The organism is Type-D symbiont of Plautia stali (assembly GCF_001485335.1).
GTDB classification, from domain to species: Bacteria; Pseudomonadota; Gammaproteobacteria; order Enterobacterales; family Enterobacteriaceae; genus Pantoea; species Pantoea vagans_C.
Map to the genome: position 1 here is coordinate 1 of NZ_BBOC01000113.1, position 13,377 is coordinate 13,377.

A 13,377-nucleotide genomic window follows, 5' to 3' on the forward strand; every position below is an offset into this window, starting at 1 on the left:
GATTTCCAGCTATGCCGCGCTGCAAGCCGGTGAGGCGTTGGTGCCTTATGAATATGATGCCGGTCCGTTGGCAGCGGAAGATGTGCAGGTTGAAGTCGAATACTGCGGCGTGTGCCATTCCGATCTCTCGATGATCGATAACGAGTGGGGCGGTTCACGCTATCCACTGATCGCCGGTCATGAAGTGATTGGGCGTGTAGTGGCGCTGGGGGATGCCACGCAGAATAAAGGGCTGAGCATCGGTCAGCGGGTTGGCATTGGCTGGACGGCGAAAAGCTGCCAGCACTGTGACGCCTGCATTGCCGGCGATCAGGTCAACTGCCTCAGCGGCAAAGTTTCTACCATCAACAACCACGGCGGTTTTGCCAGCCATCTGCGCGCCAACTGGCAATGGGTGATCCCGCTGCCCGAAACCCTGGATATTGTGTCTGCCGGTCCACTGTTGTGCGGCGGAATTACCGTGTTCAAACCGTTATTGATGCACAACATCAACGCCACCAGCCGCGTGGGCGTGATTGGCATCGGTGGATTAGGGCACATGGCGATTAAATTGCTGCGCGCCATGGGGGCGGACGTTACCGCATTCAGTTCGAATGCCAGTAAAACGGATGCAATTATAGCGATGGGTGCTAATCGCGTAGTGAACAGCCGTGATGCCGAAGCGTTAAGTGAATTGACCGGACAGTTCGATCTGATCATCAGCACTGTGGCGGTGGATCTCGACTGGAAGCCCTACTATCAGGCACTGGCACGTCAGGGCACGTTCCACACCGTGGGCGCGGTGATGAAACCCTTTGAAGTACCCGCGTTCAGTTTGATTGTGGGAGACAGGGCGTTGACGGGATCTTCGACCGGTTCACCGGCGCAATTACGAGCCTTGCTCAAGCTGGCGGCGAGGGTGGATATTGCCCCGCAGGTGGAGACGTTTCCGATGTCGCAAATCAATGCCGCGCTGGAACACGTGCGGGCGGGTAAAGCCAATTACCGCGTGGTGTTGAAAGCAGATTTTTAACCTAAACCGGGTGCACCTGAATGTGCACCCGGCCATATAAAGGGCGCAAAGTCTTAGTAGGGGCGCCATTAATGGCGCCCAGGCAACGCATTACCCGCGAGGATCATTCTCACCAAGGAAGAAGTACCATAGCGGAATCGACATCAAGGCCGTAAACACCGAGCTATACAGCGCAATCATAAAGCCCTGCGTGATGTACATCGTCAATGACCAGTGGCTGAACGGAATACCGTACTGGTCGATGACCCCGCCAATAATCGCATTGCTCATCACAGAGACAACGATGATTGCCAGGATGCAGACGCCACGCAGGAAATAGCGCATCTCCTTACGCTTCACTGTAAATCGAGCACGAATAATGCCCAACGGGGATTGCTGCGATGCCAGAATCTCTGCTTCCGTCATCGGCACGCGTTGCTGCTTGCGCCAGCGCATGATATCCACCAGCAGAAACGCCAGTAAACTGACGCCCATCACCGGCAAAGCATAGCCCAGCGCCAGCGCGACTATTAAACAGGTCGCTTTGCTGTAGTGTGGTATCGCCAGCCAGGTTTCGGTCAGCGTCTGCGCCGGATTCGCCTCAACCAACTTAGGACGACGTACCCACCACATGCGATACCCCAGCACGATCATGCTGCACAAGCCCAGGCCAAAGAACGCCAGCAGCAGCTGATTAGGCAGACCAAACAGCACGCCCATATGGGCATCTACACCCCAACGTGTCAGCTTCGCCACCAGCGGGAATCGATCAAAGTAGACATGATCGACAATGGCAAAACTTTGCGGATTCACCGAAACCGCATCCACCTGAGTGGGCCAACTGCGATCAATTTCCGACACCGTCCAGGCTTTGTCTGCACTTTTCGGTTGGCGCAACTCCAGTTTGGTGGCATGGAGTCCATCCTGGCGTGCCGCATTTAATACCCGGTCCCAGTCAGCGTCAGGCAGGTTATTTGGCATCGGTTTTGCGGGAGCGGCGACCGGTTTAGTCATGGCAGACATCGGCATGCTCATATCCGGCATATCCATATCGGGCATGCCCGGCATGCTGTGGTGATCCGCATGAGGATCGGCCGGAGCGGCAGGCGCATCACTGTTCAACGCCGTGTTCACCTGCGGTGTCAACCAGTTGAGTTCGGTACGCCAGCGATCAATATTGCCGCCTGCCCATTGTGACCAGGTCAGCCCGGTGGCTGAAAAGAACACCAGCCCCAGCAACAAGGTGAACCCCAATGTGATGTGCCAGTGGCGGCTGAAAGCAAACCCGGTTCGTGCCGTTTTCAACTTACGTTTAGGACGCGTCCCCAGCCACAACAACACGCCACCGAGCGCGGCGACCCATAACCACGAAGCTGCCAGCTCACTGTAGTTACGACCAAAATCCCCCAGCAGCAGACTACTGTGCAGCAGATCGAGGGTCGTCCGCAGCGGCAGTACGCCACTGGTGCCGTACACCGTCATATCGCCTTTCACTTTCAGGCTGTAGGGATCGATAAACACCGCACGCGATTGCGATGCGCCCAGCGAGGCATCGCTGAACTGCACACGGGTGGTGTCAGTGGCTCCCGGCGCAGGTCGCACCGCAAAAATGTGCTGTTTTTCGCCCGCCCAGGCACGCGCCGCGCTGATTTGCGCTGACAGCGGCTGTGCGCTTCCCTGGGGCTGTGCCGTTAACGCATCCGCATAAATCAGGTTTTCCAGTTGCGGCGTGAGCACATACAGGGTGCCGCTGAGTGCCGCCACAAAGATAAAGGGCGCAACAAACAGACCGATATAGAAATGTAAGCGACGTAGTAGATTAAGCACCGCACCGCGCGGTGCTGCAGAGTGAGCAGCTGACAAAGCCGTCTTCCTTCCGTTTAGAGAATGACGTGGCGCAACAAGCCGTTGTGCCGTTTATAGATATTGTTCAGTCAGGAGGAGGCGTTGTGGTGGCGCGCGTGGACGATGGTTACCGCTGTAGCGACGTAGCACCGGCGTGACCACATGCGGGAGCGGCGGGGCACGTGAGCTCACCATGATCAGCCAGATGAAGGGGATAAACACCCATATCATCAAGGGCACATGCACCAGCAAATCACAGTAACCGCAGGCAAACTCGCCGTCATCCATCATGTGATGGTCCATGCCCGGCATCGCCATATCCATCATCATTTCATGATGTTGCATCGACATGCCCGACATTGTGCCGTGTGACGGCATCGCCATCATGCGGTTTTGCTGCTCCATCAACGTCTTCGACACGATCGGCGCGACAAACAGCAACAGCACCGCCACAATGGCGACGCAGGCAGTCAGGCGCTGGCGAAATTGGTGTGAAAACGTCATGGTGAGTACGGATTGATTCAACAAATGAGGCCGAAGTGTAACGCCATTGCCGTGTAAGGGTTAAAAAAACTCAGGCTATTTTAGAAAAAATTCGCACCTTTTGAAAAAAGTCACTTTACGCGCTGCATTTGTTAACCTTAATGCAACCTGATGAGAACAGTACGGAAACAATAAACGGAGACGCGATGAAGATAGTGATGCTGGATGGCGACACCTTGCCGCAACCCCCTGCACGTCCTGAATGGTGTACGGAATGGCACTTTCGCGGGACGACGCAGCCCAGTGAGATTGTAGCGGCGCTGCGCGGCGCGCACGTCGCCATAACCAATAAAGTCCCCCTGCGTGCGGAGACACTGCGGCAGTTGCCTGACTTGCGCTACATCTGCGTGGCGGCCACCGGTTATGATTGTATCGATTTAGAGGCCTGCCGTGAGCAGGGTATTGTGGTCAGCAATGTGCCAGGTTACTCCACGCGCAGTGTGGCCGAAGGCGTTATTGCTGCGCTGTTTGCGCTACGTCGTCAGTTAGTGGATTACGCCACGAGTACGCGCAGTGTCTGGCCCGCATCATCGCACTTCTGCGTACATCGCCAACCGATTCAGGATATCTTCGGTGCCACCTTAGGGGTGGTCGGCAAGGGGGATATCGGCAGTGCCGTGGGGACAATGTCGCAAGCGTTAGGCATGACGGTGTTGTATGCCGATCGCAAGGGCAGCACCCAGTCGCGCCCGGGTTATGTGCCGTTTGAAGAGGTGCTGGCGCGCAGTGATGTGTTAACGCTGCACTGCCCGTTAACGCCACAAACCCAACAGTTGATAAATCTGCACGCGTTAGCGCAGATGAAGCCCTCCGCCTTATTGATCAACACTGCACGTGGCGGGCTTATCAATGAATCCGAGTTGGCGCATGCGTTGCGCCAGGGTGTGATTGCAGGGGCTGCGTTGGATGTGTTAACCCGTGAGCCACCGCCAGCAGACCATCCTTTGTTGCAACCCGATGTACCCAATCTGCTGCTTACACCGCACATTGCCTGGGCCAGCCAGCAGGGTGTGGCAAACCTGCTGCGCGGTATTGAGGGAAATCTTGCCGCCTTTGCCGCCGGTGAAGCGCGTCACGTGGTGAGTTAAGCGCTAAAAAATCGATCGGCCCAGCCGCTCTGTGAGTTTTTCCAGCAGGGCGGTGCCCGCCAGCGAGTTACCGGAATTGTCCAGTGCGGGTGACCAGACAGCGATGCTCATTTCCCCTGGGATCACCGCCACAATACCGCCGCCCACGCCTGACTTGGCGGGCATGCCCACGCGCCAGGCGAATTCGCCTGCGCCATCATACATACCGCTGGTCATCATCAAGGCATTCACCTGTCGCGCCTGACGGGGTGAAATCACTGCCCATTCGTCCTGCTGGCTACGACCGTGATTGGCGAGATAAAGGAAGGTTTGCGCCAGTTCTTCACAACTCATCGCTAGCGAGCAGTAGTGGAAATAGGTCTCCATCACTTTGCTGACGTCGTTATGGAAGTTGCCGAAAGACTTCATTAGCCAGGCAATGGCCGCGTTGCGGGCTGAGTGTTCATACTCCGAGCGTGCGACCACCCGATCGTAATGGATGTCATTTTGCTGGGCCAGACGACGCACAATTTCCAGCATACGTTGGCGAGGGGCGGTTAAACGACTCTCCAGCAAATCACACATCACCAGCGCCCCCGCATTGATAAACGGATTACGCGGTTTTCCTTGCTCCAGTTCAAGCTGCACCAGCGAGTTGAACGCCTGGCCTGAGGGCTCTTTGCCCACCCGTTGCCAGATTTCGGCATCTTCATACAGAGTCAGTGCCACGGTCAGCGACAACACTTTAGAGATCGACTGGATGGAAAACCGGGTTGAGGCATCGCCGGCCTGAAAACGCTGGCCGTCAGAGGTGACGATCGCGATGCCAAGTTGATCGGCTTCGACTCCCGCCAGTGCAGGAATGTAGTCGGCAACTTTTCCCTGATGCGTTAACGGTCTAACCTCGTTAACGATCTCTTCCAGTAATCCATTAGTGAGTTCTGACACCTTGATGCTCCGGGGGATAATTTTGTCGTTTGAGGAGAATCGCCAATCATTTTGGTCGCCATGAATGGCGACACTACAAAGACTTCGTGCGATTTTCGTAGGGTGCGCATTGATGCGCACCAGTCAACGTATCATGCAGGCCAGGATCATGGTGTTTTGCCTGTTGCGCGTCAACGGGCGGCGCAAAAATCTGTGAGGTTTCCGGGTGAAGCCTGCGTTACAGTGCCAATATCCTGCACATAACAGCGAGCCAACTCATGATCAGCCATCTCCTGCGCGATTTTCCGGCAGCAGCGCAAAACGGCACAGCCGAGACCTTTGAAAGCCTGTTATCGCAGCCGGGTTTACGCATTGAACGTATTGTCTCCACCGGACAGGCCAGCCCGCCGGATTTTTGGTATTGCCAGACGCAAGGCGAATGGGTGTTGGTTTTACAGGGCGCGGCCGGTTTGCAGTTGGAAGGGGAGAGCGAAGAGCGCACGCTGCACCCCGGCGACTGCGTGAATATTCCGCCCCAATGTCGCCATCGCGTTAACTGGACCGACAGCGGCGGGCCGACGGTCTGGCTGGCGGTACATTACGGTGAGATCTCAGATCAACCGTAAAATTCTGTTGCCAATGATTGCGTTACGCTGCCGTCGGCTTTGGCTATGCTGACGGTTTTCCGTCGCGGGATGCGCGGCGCTGAAGTTATTGAGGATCTGCATGTCTGTTTCACAAAATGCCACTCAGCCTGATAATGGGATGCGTGCCGGGCGCTTTATGCTGCTGCAAAAGCTGCTGCGCCGTGACAAAACGCCAGTGGCCTTATTATTGCTGGCCGCGCTGGTGGGTGTACTCACCGGGTTGGTGGGTGTCGCCTTTGATCGCGCGGTCAATTTCATCCTCCATCTGCGCCTCGATTGGCTGGACGATGCCATCAGCAACCCGTTGTTAGGTGTGATTTGTGCCTTTATCACGGCGGCGCTGTTAGGTGCCGTGGGCTACTATCTGGTGCGTCGCTTTGCGCCGGAGGCGGGCGGATCGGGCATTCCCGAGATTGAAGGCGCGCTGGAAGAGTTGCGCCCGGTACGCTGGTGGCGCGTGCTGCCAGTAAAATTTATTGGCGGCCTTGGCGCGCTGGGTTCCGGCATGGTGCTGGGGCGCGAAGGTCCGACAGTGCAAATCGGTGGCAACATCGGCGGCATGTGCCTGGATCTGTTCCGGGTCAAATCGTCAGAGTCACGCCACACGTTGCTGGCCACAGGCGCGGCGGCGGGTCTGTCCGCTGCCTTCAACGCGCCGCTGGCGGGGATTCTCTTTATCATCGAAGAGATGCGCCCGCAGTTTCGCTACAGCTTAATCTCAATAAAAGCGGTATTTGTCGGCGTGATTGTGTCGAGCATCGTCTTTCGGGTGTGTAATGGCAATGAAGCCATTATCAACATCGGTCAGTTACGCGATGCGCCTACCAATACGCTGTGGCTCTACCTGCTGCTCGGGGTGCTGTTTGGCGGTTGCGGGGTGGCGTTCAACCGGATGATTTTCCTTGCGCAGGATCAGTTCCAACGTCTGCATCAAGGGCGCACGGCTTCCTGGGTGATGTGGGGCAGTGTGCTCGCAGGTTTATGCGGCGTGCTGGGGTATTTTTTACCGCAGGCTGTGAGCGGCGGTACCACGTTGATCCCTGATTTTGCCTCCGGACACTTTGGCGCGCTGGCGTTGTTCGGGCTGTTTGCACTGCGCACGTTGGTCACTATCTGCTGCTTTTCCTCGGGTGCGCCCGGTGGAATTTTCGCCCCGATGCTGACGCTGGGCACGCTGCTCGGCACCTGTTTTGGTCAGCTGTGTATGCACTGGTTCCCGGACTATCAGTTGGAAGCCGCCACCTTTGCGGTGGCGGGGATGGGGGCATTGTTTGCGGCCTCTGTACGCGCTCCGCTAACGGGTATTGTTTTGGTGCTGGAGATGACCAACAACTATCAACTTATCCTGCCGATGATCATCACCTGTCTTGGTGCTACCCTGGCGGCACAATTCTTTGGTGGCAAGCCACTTTATTCATCTATTCTGGCGCGCACGCTCGCCAAAGCACAGCTGAGCGCTCACGCCAAAAGTCCTTAAGGTCGCTTGCCGACGCTGTGGGTCAGCGTGGTCCAACGGCGTGCCTGTTCGCTCAGGCTGAAACCCAAACCGTGACGATCGGAGATCAGCATCCGACCGTCACGCAGTTCCAGCTGTTCGTTGAACAGCGGGTTGAGCCACTCAAAGTGTTCAAGCCAGGGCTCAATAGGATAGGCAGCGGCCAGGTGGATGTGGATCTCCATCGCGAAGTGAGGCGCCAGTTTGCGTCCGTGGCGGGCGGCCAGGTCCATAATTTGCAGGAACGGCGTAATGCCCCCGACGCGCGGCGCATCTGGCTGCACAAAGTCACTGGCGTTACCCAGAATCAGCTGCTCATGTTCACGGAAACTGGTCAGCATCTCACCCGTGGCGATTGGCGTGTCCAGCGCGGCCGTTAACGCAGCGTGGCCTTCGACGTCATAGGCATCCAGCGGTTCTTCAATCCAGATCAGGTTAAACTGCTCCATTTTACGTCCCATGCGAATCGCTGTTTCACGATCCCATTGCTGATTGGCATCAACCATTAGCGGGAAGTCATCCCCCAGCGTCTGACGTACCGCCGTCAGGCGTCGCAAATCTTCCGCGGTGTTGGGTTGGCCGACTTTGAGTTTGATACCGCCAATGCCGTTTTCCCGCGAAATCGCCACGTTGTTGATGACCTGATCCAGCGGGGTATGCAGGAAACCGCCCGAGGTGTTGTAGCACTGCACCGAATCACGATGTGCGCCCAGCAGCTTGGCCAGCGGCAATTTGGCGCGCCGTGCTTTCATATCCCACAGCGCAATATCGAAAGGTGATATCGCCTGTACCGCCATGCCGCTGCGGCCCACCGAGGCACCCGCCCACAGCAGTTTGGTGTAAATCTTGTCGATGTCGTTAGGATCTTCGCCGATCAGCGCGTCTGCAATTTCACAGGCATGCGCGTAAATACCCTGACCACCCGCGCGCTTTGAATAGCTGAAGCCGATGCCCTGGAATCCGTCACGCGTTTCGATTTCCGCCACGATGATCGCCACTTCCGTGAGCGGCTTTTGGCGCCCGGTCAGCACTTTGGCATCACTCACTGGCGTTGCCAGCGGCAAAAATGCCAGCGACAGATTGACCCAAACGATGCGGTCACCGCTTTCGGTGGCGTTGCCCGCGCCTTGAGATTTGGCATAGCTGACGGCACTGGAATTCACACTCGACATGACGTTCTCCTGTAAATGATTGCGCTAACATTTATCTCCGAAGCAGACTATGCGCCACTAAGCAGGATCATTAATGCCTTATCGATCACAAAATCGGCAATCGGTTATGAAGAATGATAGCCCTAACATTTATGGCCATATGCACTGGATTTGCCACCGCGGCCTGCTATGCTAGCGCTATCTGTTTGCATCCTGAGCTGCCATGAAACAACGCAATCCTGAGCGCAACACTGCGCCCACGCTGGAAGATGTCGCTCGCGTCGCGGGTATCTCGCCGATGACGGTGAGCCGTGCCCTCAACTCCCCGCAGCAGGTACGCCCGGCGACCGTCGCGAAAGTGATGGCCGCCATCAGCGCGACAGGTTACATCCCCAACGCACAAGCGGGCAGTCTCGCCAGCAACCGCAGTCGCCTGATTGCGGTGGTGGTACCGCAAATCAACAACAATATGTTCGTCGATACCATACAAAGCCTGAACGATACGTTGAGCGCGCGCGGCTATCACATGCTGTTGTGCGTGACCGGTTATGAGGCTGAAACGGAAGCCGAAACCGTCTCCACGCTGCTGTCCCGTCGACCGGATGGCATTGTCCTTACCGGTATTCATCACAGCACGCAGCTGAAAAAAGTGCTGTTGCAGGCCAGTGTGCCGGTGGTGGAAATCTGGGATATGACGCCAACGCCCATCGATATGCTGGTGGGTTTTTCCCATGAGAAAATTGGCGCAAGCGTGGCGGAGTACCTCGCTGAACGGGGTTATCAAAAGCCCGGTTTGATATGGACAGATGACCGTCGCGCACTGCAGCGTAAACAGGGCCTGGTGGATGCGCTTGCCAGGCGCAATATTGCACCTTGCGCCGAGGTGCCCGTCACATTGCCGGCACTGATGGCGCGTGGCCGTGAAGCCAGCGCGCAATTGCTGGATAGCCATCCTGAGGTTGACGTGTTGGTGTGCAGTTCAGATACCCTGGCACAGGGAGCACTGATGGCGGCGCAGGCTCGCGGTATAAATATTCCACAACAGTTGGCGGTGATTGGTTTTGGCGATCTCGACTTCGCGGCCGCGAATTTCCCTTCCATCTCCACCGTACGTATCGATCGTCAGCGTATGGGCGAACTTGCGGCAGAGCAGTTGTTAAAGCGTCTGCAAAATCAAGCAGTAGAGAATCCGATTATCGATATGGGGTTTACCATGGTGCCGCGCGATTCCGGCTAACCCAGGCTGAACTGCGATCCTCATCACTTTTGGAAAATATCTTCCATGTTATAAGAACTGGAAAATAAATTTCATTTTGAGAGGAACCTATCAATGTCAGCACTGCCTTCGTTAGAAACCCTGTTGCAGCAAGAAGCTGAGCACCGTTTACCGCAGTTTGATTTCGATTTGGCATGGCAAATTGGACAAAGCCTGCGCGAACGCGGCCGTGAAATAAATGCACCGATCGCTATCGAGGTTTATGCGTTTGGTCAGGTGCTGTTCCTGGCGGCGTTACCCGGATCGGCCCCTGAAAACCTGGAGTGGATGCGTCGCAAGCGTAATACCGTGCTGCTGACTGGTCATTCGTCGATGTACGTTGGGTTCGCTAATGAGCAGAAGGGTGAACGTATGGCGCAGCAGCGCAACATTCGTCAGGAAGATTACACCGATCACGGCGGTTCTTTCCCGCTGCTCAGCCCACAAGGCGCGATTATTGGTGCGGTCAGTATCAGTGGTTTGCCATCTGAAGACGACCACGCGTTAGCGCTGTGGGGGATTACGCAGCTGTTACGTTAAAGGGCAAACCTGGTGCGCATTAATGCGCACCCTACGAAATATCGCCTCCATGCGCATCCAACGAAAACCCGCATCAATGCGCACCCTACGAAAATCCGCCTCCATGCATACCCAACGAAAACCGTGCACGATCGTCGTAGGGTCGCCATTTATGGCGACCGTCAAAACGTTATTTCATCGTTGGCACCTGCAATTTTTCCCCTGCATGAGTCGCTTTGCGCAGCGTGGCAACATCGCTCGCTTTCACCTCGGCAGCCTGGTTGCCCCATGAGTTCCGCACATAGTTGAGCACATCAGCCATCTCCTGATCGTTTAATTTCCATGAAAACGCAGGCATCCCGGCTGCCGTTGGGCGTCCTTCGGTATAGGGTGCGCGGGCGCCGTCCAATAGTGCGTGGATCATATTGGTAGGATCGTTCTGCATCGCGGTATTACCGGCAAAAGCGGGTACCATCCCCTTAATACCTTCACCCGACAAGCCGTGGCAGGCTGAACAATCCACTTCGTAACGCAGCGCGGCCTGATCGTGCCTCGCCTTGTCCATCACAAACGCGGTGGGTTGGACGGTCGGGGAAGCGGGCAGACTGCGCAGATAGGTGGCAATCGCTTTCAGATCTTGATCGTTGAAATACTGTGTTGAGTGTTCAACCGCTTCCGCCATGGGACCGGCAGCAACGCTCTCGCCATTGGAGCCGGTTTTCAGGTAATCGGCGATCTGTTCGTCGCTCCATTTACCAATGCCCGCATGGGGGTTGGATGAGATATCCGGCGCATACCAGGTGCCGAGGTTGCCGCCTTGCAGATACTGGCTGCTGATCTCGCCACCCAGTGCATTGCGCGCGGTATGGCAAACGCTGCAGTGCGCGGGGCCGTCAACGATATACTTGCCGCGATTCCACTCATCGTTTTGCGCCGTTTGCGGTTTGAAGGCGCGGTTATCGAAGAACAGCAGGTTCCAGCCCGCCATCGCCAGTCGAATATTGTACGGGAAGTGCATGTCCGCATTTTCGTCGATGGCGTTCTTCACCGGTTTCTGCGCGGAGAAATAGGCCCAGAGATCGTGCATGTCGGCATCGCTCATCTGGGTATAGGCGGTGTAGGGCATCGCCGGATAAAGGAAACCGTGCTCGCCGCGTCCCTGACGGACTGCATTGAAGAAGTCGCGCTCGGTTATATTACCGATGCCGGTTTCGCGATCAGGAGAAATGTTGGAGGTTTGCAGAGCGCCAAACGGGGTATCGATTTTGTAGCCGCCGGAGAAGTCCGCGTTATGGCACGCGGCGCAATCCGCCAGTCGCATCACATACTCACCGCGTTTGATCGCGTCGGTATCACTGCTGTGAAAATCGGCCAGTTTAACCCGGTCATCCGCCACATTTGAACGTGAGCTGTCCATGACCACCCACATTCTGCCAGTCACGCCGATGGCTGCCACCACCGCTAACGCAGCGAGGGTATAAGTGATCTTTTTTGCCTTCGCCATAATTATGCTCCCACCAGCGGTGCCGGATTGTGAATGTACTTCTGGTGGATGGCTTGCGCGGCACGTACTGCCAGCGCGCCAACCGTGACCGTTGGGTTATAGCCGCCGTTGTTGGGGAATGCCGACGCCCCAACCACAAACAGGTTGTGCGCATCCCAGCTTTGCAGATACGGGTTGAGTGCCGAAGTACTGCGGTCGGCCCCCATCACCGCACCGCCAATGGTGTGCGAGCTGTGCTGCATATAGGGGTTCCAGTTCTTCTCCGCCTGGTTGTCGACCACCAAATGCTGGCCGCCCACCTCTTTCATGATGTCGATGGCGCGATCGGTAACGAATTTCGCCATGCGCTGATCATTCTGATTCCAGTCAAACGTCAGGCGCAGCAGGGGCTGGCCGTGGCGATCTTTATAGTTGGGATCGAGGTCAAGGTAAGCTTCACGCATTGGCATCGACGTGCCCTGGCAGAAGATGGTCCCGGCGGTTTGGTAATCACGGGCATAACCGGCTTTCCACTCGCTGCCCCAACGCTTGGTGCCGGGACGCAGGCCGTTCATGTTCTGAATCGGACGACCATTGGTGGAGAAGCCCATAATGCCCGCGCCGCCGATGAAATCGAGGTCGCTGTGATCGAAGTTATCCCCGTTGAAGTCATCGATCTGCACCGCCAACGCGCCGCCGCCGATAAACGGATTCATGTATTCGTTATCGAAGAAACCGGTGACGCTGGAACAGGTTTGATAGTTGTAGTTACGACCAATGGTGCCACGGCCAGTCAGCGGGTCGTATTGCTCACCCACGCCCGAAAGCAGCATCAGGCGCACGTTGTCCATCTGGTAAGCGGTGAAGCACACAACATCAGCAGGCTGAAAACCTTCAACGCCATCCTGAGTGACAAACTTCACGCCTGTCACCGTTTTGCCATCTTCGTGTTTCACCGCGTGCAGCACTTCTGTTTCTGTCAGCAGCGTAAAGTTTGGGCGGCGCATCAGTACCGGTAAAATGCAGGCCTGTGGTGACGATTTAGAGAAGTTGCCGCAGCCGTGAAAATCGCAGAATCCGCAGTAGGTGCAAGGTCCCATGCTGACGCCCAGCGGATTGACGTACGCCTGCGACAGATTACCCGCTGGCACCGTAAAGGGGTTGTAGCCCATACGCTCGGTGGTTTGACGATACTTGCTCATCCAGTGCGTATCTTTCAGCGGCGGGGTGGGGTAGTCACGTTGACGTTCGCCTTCGAACACGTTGCCACCCGCGCGTTTCTCGCCTTTAAGGTTGCCTGCGTAGCCAGAGGTGCCAGCAATACGCTCAAAACGATCGTAGTACGGCTCCATCTCGTCATAGGTCACACCCCAGTCTTGCAGTTGCAAGCCCGCCATTTTCTTCGCGCCGTAGCGTTCACGCGTCTGGGTTGCGACCTCAAAATCCTAGGGGGG

At 56.4% G+C, this 13,377-nt stretch carries 12 protein-coding genes; 6 read left to right on the forward strand and 6 right to left on the reverse strand.

Annotation, left to right across the window (positions count from 1 at the left end; all coding sequences use genetic code 11):
* Position 1: 1 nt before the first annotated feature.
* Positions 2 to 1,012, forward strand: coding sequence for an NADPH-dependent aldehyde reductase Ahr (ahr, locus tag PSSD_RS23520; protein ID WP_082672355.1), 1,011 nt, complete (start codon positions 2 to 4; stop codon positions 1,010 to 1,012).
* 90 nt (positions 1,013 to 1,102) lie between these two features.
* Here the strand turns inward: ahr and PSSD_RS23525 are convergent, their stop codons facing one another.
* Both PSSD_RS23525 and PSSD_RS23530 read right to left on the reverse strand, forming a co-directional pair.
* The gene (locus tag PSSD_RS23525) at positions 1,103 to 2,854 is read right to left on the reverse strand and encodes a DUF2534 family protein (protein ID WP_058973896.1); all 1,752 of its coding nucleotides are present in this window, start codon (positions 2,852 to 2,854) and stop codon (positions 1,103 to 1,105) included.
* Between the two features lie 54 nt (positions 2,855 to 2,908).
* The gene (locus PSSD_RS23530; RefSeq protein ID WP_082672356.1) at positions 2,909 to 3,340 is read right to left on the reverse strand and encodes a DUF2946 domain-containing protein; all 432 of its coding nucleotides are present in this window, start codon (positions 3,338 to 3,340) and stop codon (positions 2,909 to 2,911) included.
* Between the two features lie 185 nt (positions 3,341 to 3,525).
* Here PSSD_RS23530 and PSSD_RS23535 point away from each other — a divergent pair, with 185 nt between their 5' ends.
* On the forward strand, positions 3,526 to 4,467 hold the full coding sequence (locus PSSD_RS23535) for a D-2-hydroxyacid dehydrogenase (RefSeq protein ID WP_058973898.1): 942 nt from the start codon (positions 3,526 to 3,528) through the stop codon (positions 4,465 to 4,467).
* Positions 4,468 to 4,470: 3 nt separating this feature from the next.
* Here PSSD_RS23535 and glsB read toward each other — a convergent pair whose 3' ends face one another.
* Positions 4,471 to 5,394, reverse strand: coding sequence for a glutaminase B (glsB, locus tag PSSD_RS23540; RefSeq protein ID WP_058973899.1), 924 nt, complete (start codon positions 5,392 to 5,394; stop codon positions 4,471 to 4,473).
* A gap of 257 nt (positions 5,395 to 5,651) precedes the next feature.
* Here glsB and PSSD_RS23545 point away from each other — a divergent pair, with 257 nt between their 5' ends.
* Together PSSD_RS23545 and clcA are read left to right on the forward strand one after the other, a co-directional pair.
* Complete coding sequence (locus PSSD_RS23545) at positions 5,652 to 5,999, forward strand: cupin domain-containing protein (protein WP_058973900.1); 348 nt, start codon at positions 5,652 to 5,654, stop codon at positions 5,997 to 5,999.
* Between the two features lie 100 nt (positions 6,000 to 6,099).
* Positions 6,100 to 7,497, forward strand: a complete 1,398-nt coding sequence (clcA, locus tag PSSD_RS23550) for a H(+)/Cl(-) exchange transporter ClcA (protein WP_058973901.1) — start codon at positions 6,100 to 6,102, stop codon at positions 7,495 to 7,497.
* Here clcA and PSSD_RS23555 read toward each other — a convergent pair.
* Positions 7,494 to 8,687 carry an L-talarate/galactarate dehydratase gene (locus PSSD_RS23555; RefSeq protein WP_058973902.1) on the reverse strand — a complete coding sequence of 398 codons (1,194 nt, stop codon included), beginning with the start codon at positions 8,685 to 8,687 and terminating at the stop codon, positions 7,494 to 7,496. The genes clcA and PSSD_RS23555 overlap by 4 nt on opposite strands.
* Before the next feature lie 202 nt (positions 8,688 to 8,889).
* Here PSSD_RS23555 and PSSD_RS23560 point away from each other — a divergent pair, with 202 nt between their 5' ends.
* Both PSSD_RS23560 and PSSD_RS23565 read left to right on the forward strand, forming a co-directional pair.
* Entirely contained in the window at positions 8,890 to 9,903 is a 1,014-nt protein-coding gene (locus PSSD_RS23560; RefSeq protein WP_058973903.1) for a LacI family DNA-binding transcriptional regulator, read from the forward strand.
* A gap of 93 nt (positions 9,904 to 9,996) precedes the next feature.
* Entirely contained in the window at positions 9,997 to 10,461 is a 465-nt protein-coding gene (locus PSSD_RS23565) for a heme-degrading domain-containing protein (protein ID WP_058973904.1), read from the forward strand.
* Positions 10,462 to 10,630: 169 nt separating this feature from the next.
* Here the strand turns inward: PSSD_RS23565 and PSSD_RS23570 are convergent, their stop codons facing one another.
* Both PSSD_RS23570 and PSSD_RS23575 read right to left on the reverse strand, forming a co-directional pair.
* Positions 10,631 to 11,944 carry a cytochrome c gene (locus PSSD_RS23570; protein ID WP_058973905.1) on the reverse strand — a complete coding sequence of 438 codons (1,314 nt, stop codon included), beginning with the start codon at positions 11,942 to 11,944 and terminating at the stop codon, positions 10,631 to 10,633.
* Between the two features lie 2 nt (positions 11,945 to 11,946).
* The gene (locus PSSD_RS23575; protein WP_235589283.1) at positions 11,947 to 13,320 is read right to left on the reverse strand and encodes a GMC family oxidoreductase; all 1,374 of its coding nucleotides are present in this window, start codon (positions 13,318 to 13,320) and stop codon (positions 11,947 to 11,949) included.
* Positions 13,321 to 13,377: the final 57 nt, after the last annotated feature.